Here is a 15,890-nt window from a genome sequence, read left to right on the forward strand (position 1 = left end):
ACTCCTTGCATTTAACTTTTGATTTGATCTGTATTCGGATTCCTCAACCTTTAGTTGAGTCCATTTTGATTTTTTGTCAACTTTTTTATTTGATTTTTAATAAGCTCTTTTACGTCCTTTTTTACCCGGCCTTGAATAGTAATTATGATAGTAATAATAATAGTATGTTCCGTACATTCCACCTACTTCAACACCATTTAACAACGCTCCAAGGATGCGGGCATCAACATTTTCCATAAGCGATTTAGCCCGAACAACTGCATCATAATTTGTCTGTCCGGATTTCACGACCAAAAGAGTGCCATCTACTTTGGTACTTAAAATAGCAGCATCCGTCACAGCAATAATCGGAGGTGTATCAAAAACAACCAGGTCAAAATCACCTTTTAAGCGTTCAATAAGGTCTTCCATATTTTTTGATGAAATCAACTCGGAAGGATTTGGCGGTAATACACCACTTGGAATAATGTATAAATTATCCATAATGGATTTTTTTATCATCTTGTCATAACTAATGTCATTCATAAGATAATTTGTAATACCATCTTCTTTTTCCAATCCAAATATCGAATGCACAACTGGTCGTCTTAAATCTGCATCAATCAAAACAACGCGCTTACCCGATTGAGCCATTGCGATTGCCAGGTTTGCAGAAGTTGTAGACTTCCCTTCCTTTGGACCGGAGCTTGTAACAAGCATTGTGTGAACAGCTTTATCAATCTTACTAAATTGTAGATTTGTTCGCAGGGTTCTGTAAGCTTCAGAAACCGGTGATTTCGGATCAAGGTGTGTAATCAGTCTTGCTTCAATTCTCTTGCCTTCAATTGGGCCAAGTTTGCTCAATTTATGCTCAAGTTTTTCTTCCACTTTGCTCATTTCAATCTGTGGGATATTTGCAAGAACATTGTAACCCAAGGCTTCTAAATCTTCATGAGTCTTAATTGTATTATCAAAATATTCACGTAAAAATGTAATACCGATACCAAGGCCCAATCCTAACACCAATCCTAAAGCGAGGTTTAGTTTTTTCTTTGGCTTTGTAGGAAAAATTGGTTCAATGGCCTCATCTACAACGCGAACGTTTTTGCGTTGACCGGCTTCCTGGATTTTTGTTTCTTCCAGTTTTTTGGTCATCATTATATAAGTTTGTTCATCAACCAACCTTCTGCGTTCCAAACGGGCCAGTCCTAAAACTTTTACCGGAAGCGTTTCCAACTCAGAACTATATTCCGATACAACATCCTGAAGAATATTGATTTTTGCTGTATTAGATTTTATTTCTGCATCCAAAGTTATTAGAGAAGTAACAACATCCTGGGTTACCTGGTATGGATCTTTTACCAGGCTGGACGATGAGATTTTTTGGGCTTCCTCTTTTAACTGCTCTTTCAGGGCATTAATTTTATCATCATACTGGGCAACACCTCTTTGAAAAAATTGCTTGTTTACACCTTGAGCTTCCACTTCAACAGCAGTAGTATATTTTGTTTTTTCTGCAACCAGGGTGGCTAATTCTGTTTGTAAAGTGGTTATATAAGGAGTAGAAATATCAGCAATTTGAGTTTTAAATGTTTCGCGTCTGTCATCAAGCTGGCTTTCAAGCGAAGATTTCATCTCAAGATTTGCTTCAAGCAATACACGCGTTTGTTCCAGTTCTGCTTCCACCTCAGAAAGGCGGGTTACAAGTTCAGTCGTCTCTTCGTCCAGGCTGGCAACTTTTTCTTTTTCAAGATAGGCGCGCAAAGCCTCTTCTGAGTCTTTCAATTCATCCGATTTTCGACCTAACTGATCTTCAAGAAAATTTCGTAAGTCCCTTATTTCTCCCTGGTTAAATTCGCTGCTGGCTTCTTCATATTCACCAGCCAGAGTGTTTGTAACAAAAGCCGCCTCAAATGCACTTGGTGCCTGAATAGTAATTTCAATTATATCGGTATCTTTTTTGTTAATTACTTCCATTCGTTCACTGATTATCGCAACCATATCCCTCAAAGTTTTGTATTCACCTTCTTTATTGGGATGAAAAAGCGTCAGAGAGTCACGAACATTTGAAAGCTCCATTGTCTTAATAACACGTTCTGCTAAACTTCGACTTTTAATAATCTCAATCTGATTGGCAATGTGTGTATTTTGGTTACCAAAAGAATTGAAATCGAACAAAGCATTTCCCATGCCTTTATTGCTTTCAATAATTATTGTGGTAGATGATTCATAAACAGGGTTAGTAGTAAATGTGTAATAAACAGTTGCCGTAAATACAACGAGAAAAGAAAATAATATTAACCAGCGTCCGCGGTAAACAATGCGCAAATAATCTGTTAATGTAACATTTTGATTTTGTTGATCTTGAACTGGGTTTATCACCGGTGTTTCTCCTAAAAAATATTTCTTATTTTGGATTTCGGGTTAAAAAAAGAGGCTGACAATGTAAGCTTTTCGGTAAGATTTTAGATATTGTAAATTTTTTTTAGTTTTAAAGACGCTAAATTACTGTTTTTTTTGATTGTATCGTTTGTTTTCAGGAATTAATTCCATGTATATAAGATAAACGTGCTTTTTGTTTATTCAGCGAAAGCATTATATCAGGACTAGCGCATATCAACAACATTCATTTCATCACTTGCTTGCAAAACAAAAAAATCATCTTTTAAATCTTCATCGATCAGAATTTTAGAAATTTCATAAGTGCTTTTATTATCTGTTAAATCTGTAATTTCAATTCGGCGGATCAGCCATTCATCATCTTCCACCCAAATTTTCATGCTCTTTACAAAACCATGTACATTCTCGCGCGGATCGAGCTTAATTATAAAAACATCTTTGCCGTCTACTTCGGCTTCGCCCAGCAAAGTTGAATAATACTCTTTTGGATATTTGAATAACATATCACGCGGTAATAAAGCACCGGAATTTTTTCGAACATTATCAATAATAAATTGCTTAGAAATTGAATTGTAAGTCCAAACAGTTTTTCCATCAGTAGCAATCGATTGATCGTCAGACTCAAATCTGTATTTTACACCATCTTTAATATAGATTTTCCCAACAGTTTCGCTAACCGTTCCGGTTAATTTAAACGATTCGATTCTTTTAAATGTAGCCGATATATCTTCAATTTCATCATATCTTTCCTGGACATCTTCAATTATGTCTTCAACATCCTGTGCAAAAGAAAACTGCAATGCAGCAAAGATTAAAATAATATTTATAAGAAACTTCATATCTATCCTTTTTTTTGATCAGGTAATTTAAGGAGAAAAGAATTAAGAAACTTGCTCCAGAACACGTAACTCAGGATATGCTGCCAAGTTCCTGCAAAGTCATTAAAACTTCTCGTGGTTTCCCACCAATTGCAGCCCCAACAATGCCTTCTTCTTCCATCTGGTCAATTAAACGCGCTGCCCGGGAGTAGCCAATTTTTAGCCTGCGCTGCAGTAGAGAAATTGACCCCGACTGTGATTGAACAACTATTGCGCGCGCATCTTCATAAAGTGAATCGCGGTCATCACCCATGGCATCATCAAAAGAATCCCTGCGAGACTCGGTTGGTTGAGGTAAGCTGTAGTAAGGTAATTTTGGTTGTTTTTTTATGTGATTTATTATCTGCTCAACTTCTTCCGTAGCCACAAATGGATTTTGTAAACGAACAGCTTTAGCTGTACCAGTTAATTTAAAAAGTAAATCGCCATTACCTAAAAGTTGCTCTGCCCCATTTGCATCTAAAATGGTTCTGGAATCGACTTTTGTTGCAACCTGGTATGCCAATCTTGCCGGCAGGTTGGCCTTAATCAATCCGGTAATTACATCAACACTTGGCCGCTGTGTAGCAACAATCATGTGGATGCCCCCTGCTCTGGCCATTTGAGCCAAACGGGCAATCGGTAATTCCACATCCTTGGATGCAACCATCATCAAATCAGCAAGCTCATCAATCAAAACAACAATATAAGGCATTTGCTGGTGTTCAGTATTCTTATAGATTTTTGGACTGGCCAAGACTTTAGCATTATACTCGCGGATATTTCGAACAGATAGGGTATGCATTCTGTTCATGCGCCGTTCCATTTCCAGCACCATGGTATTAAGCATGCTAACAGCGTTATTTGGTTTGGTAATTACATCTTCATCAAGATCGGGGCGCCATAGCAAATAATGTTCTTTCATTTCGGCATATAATGAAAGCTCCAACTTTTTAGGATCGACCATCACAAATTTTACCTTGCCCGGATCAACCGAATAAAGAAGCGAACATATAATTGTATTAATCCCCACACTTTTACCGGCTCCGGTTGCCCCGGCAATTAACAGGTGAGGCATTTTAACCAAGTCCACCACAAATGATTCTCCATTAATTGCTTTCCCAACGGCAAGAGGTAATTCAAATTCTTTATGGCTAAATTTCTCGGATCTGATTAATGATTTAAGGTAAACTGTTTGCGGGTGTTTATTTGGAATCTCTATTCCAACAGCTGCTTTGCCCGGTATTGGTGCAATTATACGGATACCGCGTGCTTCCATGGCAAGGGCAAGATCATTTTCCAGATTAACTATTGAATTTACTTTTACTCCCGGTGCAGGCTGTAACTCGTACAAAGTGATAACCGGTCCTGCCGTTACGCGAACAACTTTTGCCTTTACACCATAATCCAATAATTTATATTCCAGCAATTCCGCATTGGATTTTAATTCTTCTTTTGTAATAGTTTTCCTGTCCGCAGGTGGGTTATTAAGCAAATCTATAGATGGAAATTTAAATCTCGCGATACTTTCTTTTACCAGATCATCATAATCAAGCTGTTCTTCCTGAACTGCTTCCTTCAATTCAAAATCCGTTTCAGATGATATTTCTTCTGTTTCTTCAGGCTCGAAGGAAGTTTGGCTATTATTCTCCTCCCCGTCTATACTACTAAATAAATCTTCCTGATTTGAAAAGAGCTCCGGCTCAACATGCGGAACAGGATCCTCAATTTCCAATTCTACAGGCGGCTCCGGTTTCTCCTCAATGGAAAACTCGGGTTCTTTACTTTCTTCAATTACTTTTTTCTTTTCTGCTTTCTTTAAAACACGGTTTTCTTTCCAGATCTTAAATCTGCTTGTTAAGGATTGTACCAATTCTGAAATAAATTGAGACACGGCTACAAATGAATCTTGAAAATATTTTACAATTGAACTTATGCCACTTCTCATGGAAACAAATAACATCAAAACTGTCATAAGTAAAAGCAGTAATGAGCTGCCAATTTTACCGAGATATAAAACAAAATTTGATGCAAGCCAACCACCAATCAAACCACTTGGGTAGTATTCAATGAGATTACCTTGTGTTTTCAATGCATCGGGGAAAGCTAAAAAGATTGAGACCAAAATAGACCAGGCAGAGAGTTTGACGATTATATGGCCATAGTCTAAGATTGGCTCATTTTTAAAAACTGAAATCCCTACCAGGAACATTAGAACCGGGAAAATTAAGGCCGCATATCCAAATGTCCATTGCATAAGGAAATGCGAAAATGCTGCACCAACCTGACCAAACCAGTTATGCGTTACCACCGGGTTATCAGCAATATTCATATTAACCGGATCATCCAGGTTAAACGAAACAATTGCCAAAAACATAAATATGGCAATCCCCATCAAAAGGAGCCCAAAAAGCTGAAAACCGATTGAATCTTTTTTATTTTTCTTCTTTTTCATACCTGCAATTTTCAATAAAGTGAGTGACGAAAATATAATTAAACTAAAAATCTTAAACAAATCGCTGCTGCAAAAGAAGCTTCGTGTGAAGTATCTAAGAGGATATCAAACTACAATATTATTTGAATTAAATTAATGGCCTTTTGCTGATCGATAAAAAAAGGACTGGTGGCAATTGTAATAAACTTCGCCTGCTCAATATATTCTTTGATTTTTTCAATTTTTAACTGTTCCGGGATATAGTTCATATCGGAACTGAAAACATCCATATCCAGATCCAGAACAATTTCATCCTCAAAAGATTTTTCGAAAGAAACACTGCTGTCAATAATTTCAACTGAATCGAATAATCCAATTTTTATTGCAGGCTGAATAAAGTTACCGACATTTAATTCATAGTTTGTATAATCAAATATTTTTTGAACATCTAAAAAATCATTTTTAGAAATCCATTTATCAGGCCCGCGCATATCCGTATGCTGATCCACATGCACGAGATTTTCACCAAAATCAATCAAACCTTTTTGTAAAGCATAAGCCCAAAAGAAAATGGCATGATTGTGATTATCAAAAATAAATATTTCAGTTTGGTTATGTAAAAAGTGAATAAAATTTTTAAGACCCGGATAATTTAGCTCTTTGCCATCAACAATTTCAGAAAAGGCAATCTGATCACCAATTTGTAGATCAGCATGAGTTCCCTTAATTAATGGTGGAACATGTATCTCTTTTTTCTTTCTTTTTTCAAAAGAGAATGCATTGTTTCCAACAGGGTTTGAAATTTTAAATCCGGGATAAAATCCCTCAGGGTTAAACATTTTATCCTAATCAAACAAACGGTGGTTTAATTATCTCGGCCTTAACCATTTTATTACGGACTTCTATTTCAATCTCAGTGCCGATTTTTGTAAAACCTTTTTTTACATAACCGAGACCAATTCCTTTTTCCAACATCGGGGAAACTGTACCGCTGGTTACAACTCCTAATTCTTCACCATCTTTAAAAATTTTATATCCTTTGCGCGGAAAACCGGGAGCATTTAATACAAAAGCGACAAGCCGCCTGTTTAATCCATCTTCCTTTACTTTGCGTAAAACATCCGATCCAATGAAATCGCCTTTATCCAGTTTTGTTATCCAGCCTAACCCAGCTTCTAAAGGATTTGTCGTTTGGTCAATATCGTTTCCGTAGAGACACATTTTCTTTTCCAGACGCAAAGAATCACGCGCAGCCAGACCAATGGGTTCAATATCAAACTTCTTACCGGCTTCAAAAACAGCATCCCAAACCTGTAGCGCATATTGGTTTTCAAAATAAAGTTCAAATCCCGGTTCCCCTGTATAACCTGTTCTTGAAATAAGCATTGGTGCATCAGCTAAAACACCCTCTTCGAACCAATAAAATTTAATGGCCGATAAATCTACTTTTGTAAGCTGTTGCAAAGTTTCTTCTGCTTTCTGTCCCTGAACTGCCAATTGGGTAATTTGCTCACTTGTGTCCGTAACAACGCATCCATCCAGTTTGTTTTTTAAAATCCATGCCAGGTCTTTTTCCTTATTGGCAGCATTTACAACAAGCAAAAATTTATCCTCATAGCGATAAACAAGAAGATCATCCACTATGCCGCCATCTTCGTAACACATTGCTGTATAATGCGCCTGGCCAATTTCCAACCCGGCAACATTGTTAACAGTAAGCCGCTCAATCATTGCCAGTGCGTTTTCTCCGGAAACTTCTATCTCGCCCATATGCGAAACATCAAAAACACCAACAGATTCGCGTACTTTCCTGTGTTCATCGCGGATGCCCTTGTATTGAATTGGCATTGAAAACCCGGCAAATTCCACCATTTTTGCACCATAGCTAATATGTTTATCATATAATGCAGTTTTTTTCATTTTTCATTTCTCCATCAATTTAAATATAATCTAATTATTTTACTAGAAGAACCAAAACTCAAACATGTTACTTAGCGGAACTTTATAAGAATAATAAAATCCCCATATCGGAGGTTCAGTATATTTCTTGTGATAAATTCCTCTGTCTATTAGCAATGAATCTTCCTTTTGTAAATATTTTGTATACATAGTGTCAATCCACATTGAATTTGAATCAGGCAGAAAAATCAAATATTCATTATCTAAGATAATCCTTGAATTATAGCTTAAACATCTTTTTTCTTCATAAGGTAATAAGCTTGCCCATGAATATGGCTGAGTATCACCAACGATTATTTTTGAATGAGATTTTTTTATGAAGCAATGACCTGTACTGTCATCATTTACAACTAATTTCCACTTTTCATTAGTATCGATTAAATGGTCGAAGGAATCCACACTCAACTCCCACGTTCCAAAAATATTGGTATTTGATCCTAGTGTTTTTTTTAAACCCTTTGCTCCATGATTATAGGTACTGTATAGAATAAGGTTTTTAGTTATTATTAGAATTATCAGTACAATAAAAATATTTGAAGCAGATTTTAAGATTTTACCCAATGAATTCCCTAATCATGCTCTATTATTAATATTCAATTTTTCAAAAGTATTAATACAGATCTTGACTACATACTTAATTCCTCAACTAAAAATTGCCCGGTATACGAGCCCTCAACTTTGGCAACTTGTTCCGGAGTTCCTTTGGCAACTATCTTTCCGCCGCCATCGCCACCTTCCGGACCAATGTCAATTACCCAGTCTGCGGTTTTTATTACATCAAGATTGTGTTCAATTACAACCACAGTATTACCCTTTTCCACCAGGCTGTTCAAAACACCAAGTAACATCCGGATATCTTCAAAATGTAATCCTGTTGTTGGTTCATCAAGTATATAAAATGTGCGGCCTGTCCCAACTTTTGATAGCTCAGTGGCCAGTTTTACCCGTTGGGCTTCCCCGCCAGAAAGTGTTGTTGCTGCCTGGCCAAGGTGGATATAACCAAGTCCAACTTCTGATAATGTTTTTAGCCTTCGCTTCACTGGCGGAATATTTTCCATAAATTCCAATGCCTGGTCAACCGTCATTTCCAAAACATCGGCAATGGTTTTGCTTTTGTATTTTATCTGCAAAGTTTCACGATTATAACGTCGTCCTTTACAATCTTCGCATTGCACATACACATCGGGTAAAAAATGCATTTCAATTTTCTTAACACCATCTCCCTCGCAGGCTTCGCATCGTCCGCCTTTAACGTTAAAGCTAAACCGTCCGGGTTTATAACCACGTATTTTAGATTCTGCCAACTGGCTGAACAAATCACGGATTGGCCCAAATAAGCCTGTATATGTTGCAGGATTTGAGCGCGGTGTCCGCCCAATGGGTGATTGGTCCAAATCAATTACTTTATCAACATTTTCCAGGCCGATAATTTTGCTATGCTGCAAAGGGTTTTTCTTAGACCCGTAAAAATGACGGCTTAATGCTGCGTAAAGCGTTTCATTTACTAAAGAGCTTTTACCGGAACCGGAAACGCCTGTCACACAAATAAATTTCCCTAATGGAAATTTTGCATTTACTCCTGTCAGATTATTTCCCAGGGCACCTTTTACTTCAATTGCCTTTCCATTGCCCTTTCGCCGGTTGGCAGGTATTTCAATATTTTCAATTCCCGCCAAAAATTTCCCAGTAAGGCTTTTCGATGATTTTTTAATTTTATCCGCATTTCCGGTTGCCACAATCTCACCACCATGCCTTCCCGCACGAGGACCTAAATCGATAATATGGTCTGCCGTTTCCATGGTTTCTTTGTCATGCTCAACAACCAGCACAGTATTACCTAAATCACGCAAATGCTGTAAAGTATGGATCAATTTTTGATTATCTCGCTGATGCAAACCAATACTCGGTTCATCCAAAATGTATAAAACACCAACCAGCTGCGATCCAATCTGCGTAGCCAAACGAATGCGCTGGGCTTCTCCACCGGAAAGTGTTCCTGATGCCCGGCTTAAACTTAGATATTCCAGCCCGACATTATTTAAAAACTGCAGCCGTTGCCGAACTTCCTTTAAGATTTGATGAGCAATTTCTTCATCCTGGCCTGACAGTTTTATATTTTCAAAAAATCGTGTGTTTTCTTTAATGGAAAGTACGGTTAAGTCAGAAATACTTTTATCATCGATTGTAACCGCAAGGGCTTCCGGTCTTAGGCGAGCACCATTACATTCCTCACAGGGAATATTATTCATAAACCCTTCAATCCACCGCCGGATGTGCATTGAGGAGGTTTGTTTGTAACGCCGTTTTAAGTTGTTGACAACGCCCTCATATTGGCTTTCCCATTCCACGTAGGCATTTTTACGTTTATAAATAAATTTTATTTTCTCATCGCCCAGTCCGTAAAGCAGAATTTCCTTTGATTTTTCAGGCAGCTTTTTCCAAGGGGTTTGCAGTGAAAAGTTAAATTGTTTCCCCAGAGTTTCAACCATTTCATAATTCCAGCCCTCATTGCGTGGAGTTAAAACTTTTATGGCGCCTTCACTAATTGACAAATTTTCATCCGGAACAATCAACCGTGGATCAAGCTCGGTTAAAACACCAAGCCCATCGCATTTAGGGCAAGCGCCAAATGGGCTGTTAAAGGAAAACATTCTTGGTTGCGGTTCTTCATAAGATTTTTGCGTGGCCGGGTCAAAATAGTTTTCGCTGAATAGAACATCCTCCCCACTATCAGCTTTATTAATAAACAAAATTCTATCAGATTGCTTCAAGGCCAGTTCAACAGATTCTGTCAGCCTTTTTAACATGGAAGGTTCCACCACCAGCCTGTCTATCACAAGGTCAATATCATGTTTTTTCTTTTTATCAAGATCGATATCATCATCCAGTGAATATAGATTTCCATCTACGCGTACACGGACAAACCCATCACGGCGAAACTGGCTGAATAGTTCTTTGTATTCACCTTTTCGTGCACGGACAACCGGTGCAATAATCTGGATGCGTGTTCCCTTTTCCCACTCCAAAATGGAATCACATATTTGCTGAACAGTTTGCTTTTCCAGCAGCTTTCCAGTAACCGGTGAGTGAAGTTTTCCGATGCGCGCAAAAAGCAGCCTGTAATAATCGTAAATTTCTGTAACGGTGCCCACGGTAGAACGGGGGTTACGCGATGTTGATTTTTGCTCAATTGAAACGGCCGGTGAAAGGCCATCGATATAGTCCACATCAGGCTTTTCCATTAAACCCAAAAATTGCCTCGCATATGCAGATAATGATTCTACATAGCGCCGTTGTCCTTCCGCATAAATTGTATCGAATGCAAGGCTGGATTTACCTGACCCTGAAAGCCCGGTAATAACAACCAGTTTATTTCGTGGTATCGTTACATTGATGTTTTTTAAATTGTGTTCGCGCGCACCTTTTACAGTTATTACATTTTTTATTGCCATAAATTACTTTCGCCTGCTAATAAATGTGTCTAAGAAACTGATAAATTTCTGAATTATTGAATCAATGGAGTATTGGAGCGATAGAAAATTTGATAATACTTCAATCTTCAAAATACAATCTGTCAATCAACAAATATATAAGATTCTAATTTAATATCTATTCATTTTTGAGCCAAATTAGAAAAAAAAAATAAAACAAAAAAAGTTAAAAAATAATTAATGCTTTTTATCACAACTGCCGAGTAAAGCGCGCCTTATAATTTACTCCATCTAAAAATAAGAGGAAAAATACCTATTCTTAAAAATTGATTCTCTTATTAACACACCTGAAAAAACAAACGGAATTGTCAACTAACAAAATGGAGACACTTATGCGTATATTTACTATTCTAATTTTCCTTTTATTTCTGGGTACACAAATTTTTGCATCTGGTGCATCACGCATCAAAAATAATGAGATTGTTGTAAAATTTAGTCCTGGCCAATTAGCTCAAATTGATATTCAACGTGCACTTAGTGAAGGGCTTACGGGAGTTGCTGCATTTGATGCCCTGCAAAGTACCTATAACATCGCCTCCTTAAAACAAAGATACCCATTTGCAAAGACCAAAGATATTTATGGCGAACCAATGAATTTACGTGGATGGTTTAAGGTTTATTTTAGCGATAGCGTTAATGTTGAAGAAGTTGTTCAGGCTTACAAACTTATTACCGGTGTTGAAAATGCCCAAACAATCGGAATTCACAGAATTGATGTTGTAACTCCAAATGACCCTAACTTTACAGGTGGAGATATGTGGTATTTGGATCAGGTAAGTGACCACGATGTGGATGCACCTGAAGCCTGGGATGTGGCTATGGGCAACACAAGTATTATTGTTGCGGATATGGATAGCGGCTTTCGTTATTACCACAAAGATCTTGGTGGTGCCAACGCTTCTTCTTCCAATCCTGAAAACTCCAGAGGAAATATGTGGACCAACAGCGGAGAAATGGGTGCACTTTCCACAAATGGAATTGATGATGATGGCAACGGCTACATAGACGATTGGATCGGCTGGGATTTTGTAACTGGCAATCCTAATAATTTTGATGTTGGCGATGACTATGATGTGGAAGATAATGATCCACGCGATCACAATGGCCATGGAACCCACACAGCCGGAACAATTGGAGCGATCACAAATAATGGATATGCTGTTTCATCCATTGCAGGTGGAAATGGCGAGACCAGCGGAGTTGGAAATGGTGTTAAAATTATGGGCTTACGCAATGGTTGGAATGATATCTTAAATCTTGGTTTTGTAGGAATGGATTTTTCTGCAAACGCTTTTATTTATGCCCGTGACAATGGGGCACATATTGCATCATGTAGTTGGGGTTCATCAAATACCGGTGGACTTGAAGATGCAATCAACTATTTTCTTTACGGGACAACAACCCCATCTGGCGGAGAGCCTCAACTTGGATTAATTTTTAAAGCCGCAGGAAATGATGATAACGAAGATTCCGATTATATGCTCGACAGAACCGATGTTATCGGGGTTGCGTCTACAGATCAAAATGATGTTAAGTCCGATTTTTCAACCTACGGAACTTTTGTGGATATTTCCGCGCCGGGAACAGATATCATGAGTACTTATCATGATAACAGTGATGCTGCCAATGATTATGTAGCCAGTGTAAGCGGCACCTCTATGGCAACACCATGTATGGCTTCCGTTGCCGCCCTCGTTTGGTCTCATAATAATGCGCTTACCCCTGGTGAAGTAGAGCAAATACTTTATGATACAGCTGATGATATTTCAGGTATTCCCGGTAATGCTGCATACGCAGGGAAATTAGGTGCAGGACGGGTGAATGCTTTTGCAGCAATTCAAGCTGCAGATCAAGCTCTACCTGTAGAATTAGCATCATTTTCAGCATCTGTTAATGACGGTAATGTTATTTTAAACTGGAATACTGCAAGCGAATTGGAAAACCTTGGTTTTGAGGTTTTGAGAAGCAAAAGAGAAAATGATGGTTATATAAAACTTGCTGACTTTGAAGACTCTGAAGAACTAAAAGGTTTGGGCACTTCTTCTTTTGGTAAAGATTATTCATTTATAGATTACACAGCTCTAGGTGAAAACACATATTGGTACAAGATTGTTGATGTTGATTTTAATGGAGTACCAACTGAGCATGGACCAATTTCCATCACAGTAAATTATAAAAAAGATATCGCGATTGAAAAAGGTGTTTTTCCAAAAGAGTTTAGCTTAAAGCAAAATTTCCCAAATCCTTTTAATCCTACTACAGTATTCAAACTGAACATTCCTAAGCTTCAAAATGAATCAACCCAATTATCCGTAAACATTTTTGATCTTTTAGGAAAGAAAGTTAAAACACTTTATGATGGGCAGATTGAAGCCGGAGTTTATACGTTTCAATGGAACGGTTTAGACCAATCAGGAAAAGCAATGCCTTCAGGTATGTATATCTACTCAGTTAATTCAGCTGAATTTTCACAAGCTAATAAAATGATTTTGATGAAATAAATATTACTTTCCGGTCTTCTCTTTTAATTTGAAGACCGGTTTTTTCGTCCCATTTTCCGGGCATTTCCTTTTTTATCAACCTTTTTTGGAGATATAATGCAGAAGCTAACAATACTTCTAATTCTTTTAATCGCGGGTTTAGGCCTTAGTCAGGAACACACAAATATCGAGCGTTTAAATCGTCTAAAAGAAAAATACCATCAACGCTACACAGAACAAAGAGCAATTGCAGAACAATGGGCTCTGGATAATGGCTACCCAATCCGCGAAGTTCATGATGATGGCACTATAATTGAAATTCAAAAAATCATAAATGGAAAGCCACTTTATCTTTCAACCGAAAATAGCGATGCAGCAGAAACAATCTCCACAGATGAAGTGTGGAGTGGCGGAAGCGCTGGCTTGAACCTCGATGGAACAGGAATCGCGATTGGCGAATGGGATGGCGGTTCTGTTTTGGGAACACACCAGGAATTAACCGGCCGGGTTACGCAGGAAGATTCACCATCCGGAACCAGTACGCACGCCACACACGTTGCCGGAACAATGATTGCGTCAGGTGTTGATGCAGCCGCCCAAGGCATGGCAGAAGGGGCAACATTAAGAGCCTGGGATTATACGGACGACACATCAGAAATGGCAGGAGCTGCTTCTTCCTTGCTCATGTCAAACCATTCATACGGATTTCTTACCGGCTGGTACCTACAATTTGGAATTTTCTGGACTTGGGCTGGTGATGATGGTATTGACTCCAATGAAGATTGGAAGTTTGGTTATTATACAGCCGACACTCAAGAACATGATCAAATTGCTTATGACGCACCTTATTACCTCATTTGCAAATCTTCCGGAAATGACCGTGGACAAGGTCCAACCAGCGGCGCTTATCCGCAAGATGGTTCACCGGATGGTTATGATACGTGCGGACCCGTTAAAGTAGCGAAAAATATTTTAACCGTTGGCGCAGTAGAAGATATTCCTGGAGGATGGACCCAAACCTCGGACGTTGTGATGTCTAGTTTTAGTAGTTGGGGGCCAGCGGATGATGGCCGGATTAAACCCGATGTTGTAGGTAATGGCGTTGGTCTTTATTCTTCAAGTGATGCTGGAAATACTGACTATACCACATACAGCGGGACATCAATGGCTACACCAAATGTAACTGGCTCACTTGCCTTGCTTGCACAGCATTACCAAGCCCTAAGTAGTGGTTCGAATATGCGCTCAGCAACACTAAAAGCATTGGCAATCCATACTGCAGATGAAGCTGGAAATACAGGCCCAGATTATACCTATGGATGGGGACTGGTAAATGTTAAAAGTGCAGCTGAACTTATCAGCGAAGTTTTTGTTGATCAGACAAACCACACGATGCAGGAACAAACTTTAAATAATAGTGGGACCTATTCTATTCAGGTCACTTCTAGCGGTGCTCCATTGAAGGTAACAATAGTTTGGACCGATGTACCCGGAACACCTGTTACTCCAGTTACACAAGCGGATCCAACTGATTTGATGCTGGTTAATGATTTAGACTTAAGGATAACCGGAAACAGTACAACATATAATCCCTGGATTCTTGATCCAACAAACCCATCAAACGCAGCAACAACCGGAGATAATTTCCGTGATAATGTTGAGCAAGTTTATATTGCCAGCCCGGTTGCCGGAACATATACAATTACAGTAAACCATAAAGGTACTCTTTCATCTGGTTCTCAAGCTTTTTCACTTATAATGAGTGGAGCTCATTTTTCTGATAACTCTTTGCCTGTTGAATTATCAAGTTTTGCTGCTACTCAAATTGAAACCGGAATTAAACTTTCATGGAGCACTGAAAGTGAAAACAAGAATATGGGCTTTGAAATATACAAAGCAGAAGAAGATGGAGAATTTGAGCTGATTGCTGATTATAATACCAACCCGCAACTTAGAGGTGCTGGAAATTCTTCAACTAAAAATGACTATAAGTTTATTGATTCAGATATTAATCTTGGAAAAATTTATCGTTATAAACTAGCCGATATGGATTACTCTGGTAGAAGAACTTTTCATGATGCGATTTCGATTTTGGCCAGCAAAACAAAATTTGGTTTAAATAAGAATGAACTCCTTGCGGATGAATATATTCTGTTAGATAACTATCCAAATCCTTTTAACCCGGCGACAACATTGTCCTTTAATATTCCAAATCAGGAAAAGGTTAATTTGTCAATCTACAATGCCCTGGGGCAGCTTGTGACAACTCTTGTAAACAAAGAGTTAAGCC

General features: G+C 38.3%; 9 protein-coding genes. 2 read left to right on the forward strand and 7 right to left on the reverse strand.

Annotation, left to right across the window (positions count from 1 at the left end):
- Positions 1–96 precede the first annotated feature (96 nt).
- The 7 genes from HND50_20015 to uvrA all read right to left on the reverse strand — a co-directional run bounded on the left by HND50_20015 (position 97) and on the right by uvrA (position 11,081).
- Positions 97–2,361 (reverse strand): polysaccharide biosynthesis tyrosine autokinase, encoded by a 2,265-nt coding sequence (locus tag HND50_20015; protein ID NOG47535.1) that lies wholly within the window; start codon positions 2,359–2,361, stop codon positions 97–99.
- A gap of 224 nt (positions 2,362–2,585) precedes the next feature.
- Positions 2,586–3,218: an outer membrane lipoprotein carrier protein LolA gene (locus HND50_20020; protein NOG47536.1), complete on the reverse strand. Its 633-nt coding sequence runs from the start codon at positions 3,216–3,218 to the stop codon at positions 2,586–2,588.
- Positions 3,219–3,288: 70 nt separating this feature from the next.
- Complete coding sequence (locus HND50_20025; GenBank protein NOG47537.1) at positions 3,289–5,691, reverse strand: DNA translocase FtsK; 2,403 nt, start codon at positions 5,689–5,691, stop codon at positions 3,289–3,291.
- Between the two features lie 110 nt (positions 5,692–5,801).
- Entirely contained in the window at positions 5,802–6,509 is a 708-nt protein-coding gene (locus HND50_20030; GenBank protein ID NOG47538.1) for a hypothetical protein, read from the reverse strand.
- A 10-nt stretch (positions 6,510–6,519) separates the two neighbouring features.
- Entirely contained in the window at positions 6,520–7,590 is a 1,071-nt protein-coding gene (gcvT, locus tag HND50_20035) for a glycine cleavage system aminomethyltransferase GcvT (GenBank protein NOG47539.1), read from the reverse strand.
- A gap of 42 nt (positions 7,591–7,632) precedes the next feature.
- Positions 7,633–8,190: a hypothetical protein gene (locus tag HND50_20040; protein ID NOG47540.1), complete on the reverse strand. Its 558-nt coding sequence runs from the start codon at positions 8,188–8,190 to the stop codon at positions 7,633–7,635.
- 65 nt (positions 8,191–8,255) lie between these two features.
- Positions 8,256–11,081 carry an excinuclease ABC subunit UvrA gene (gene uvrA, locus HND50_20045; GenBank protein ID NOG47541.1) on the reverse strand — a complete coding sequence of 942 codons (2,826 nt, stop codon included), beginning with the start codon at positions 11,079–11,081 and terminating at the stop codon, positions 8,256–8,258.
- 371 nt (positions 11,082–11,452) lie between these two features.
- Between uvrA and HND50_20050 the strand changes: the two genes are divergently transcribed.
- Together HND50_20050 and HND50_20055 are read left to right on the forward strand one after the other, a co-directional pair.
- The gene (locus tag HND50_20050; GenBank protein ID NOG47542.1) at positions 11,453–13,621 is read left to right on the forward strand and encodes a S8 family serine peptidase; all 2,169 of its coding nucleotides are present in this window, start codon (positions 11,453–11,455) and stop codon (positions 13,619–13,621) included.
- Positions 13,622–13,717: 96 nt separating this feature from the next.
- The coding region (locus HND50_20055; GenBank protein NOG47543.1) for a S8 family serine peptidase at positions 13,718–15,890 on the forward strand (2,173 nt) is incomplete at its 3' end.

The sequence above is a fragment of the Calditrichota bacterium genome (assembly GCA_013112635.1).
In the GTDB taxonomy this organism is placed as follows: Bacteria; Calditrichota; Calditrichia; order Calditrichales; family J004; genus JABFGF01.

What these genes read in the sequence shown, in the direction of transcription:
- uvrA (NOG47541.1), bottom strand. Translation starts at nt 11,081, where the DNA reads ATGGCAATAAAAAATGTAATAACTGTAAAAGGTGCGCGCGAACACAAT.
- HND50_20025 (NOG47537.1), bottom strand. Translation starts at nt 5,691, where the DNA reads ATGAAAAAGAAGAAAAATAAAAAAGATTCAATCGGTTTTCAGCTTTTT.
- HND50_20030 (NOG47538.1), bottom strand. Translation starts at nt 6,509, where the DNA reads ATGTTTAACCCTGAGGGATTTTATCCCGGATTTAAAATTTCAAACCCT.
- HND50_20050 (NOG47542.1), top strand. Translation starts at nt 11,453, where the DNA reads ATGCGTATATTTACTATTCTAATTTTCCTTTTATTTCTGGGTACACAA.
- gcvT (NOG47539.1), bottom strand. Translation starts at nt 7,590, where the DNA reads ATGAAAAAAACTGCATTATATGATAAACATATTAGCTATGGTGCAAAA.
- HND50_20020 (NOG47536.1), bottom strand. Translation starts at nt 3,218, where the DNA reads ATGAAGTTTCTTATAAATATTATTTTAATCTTTGCTGCATTGCAGTTT.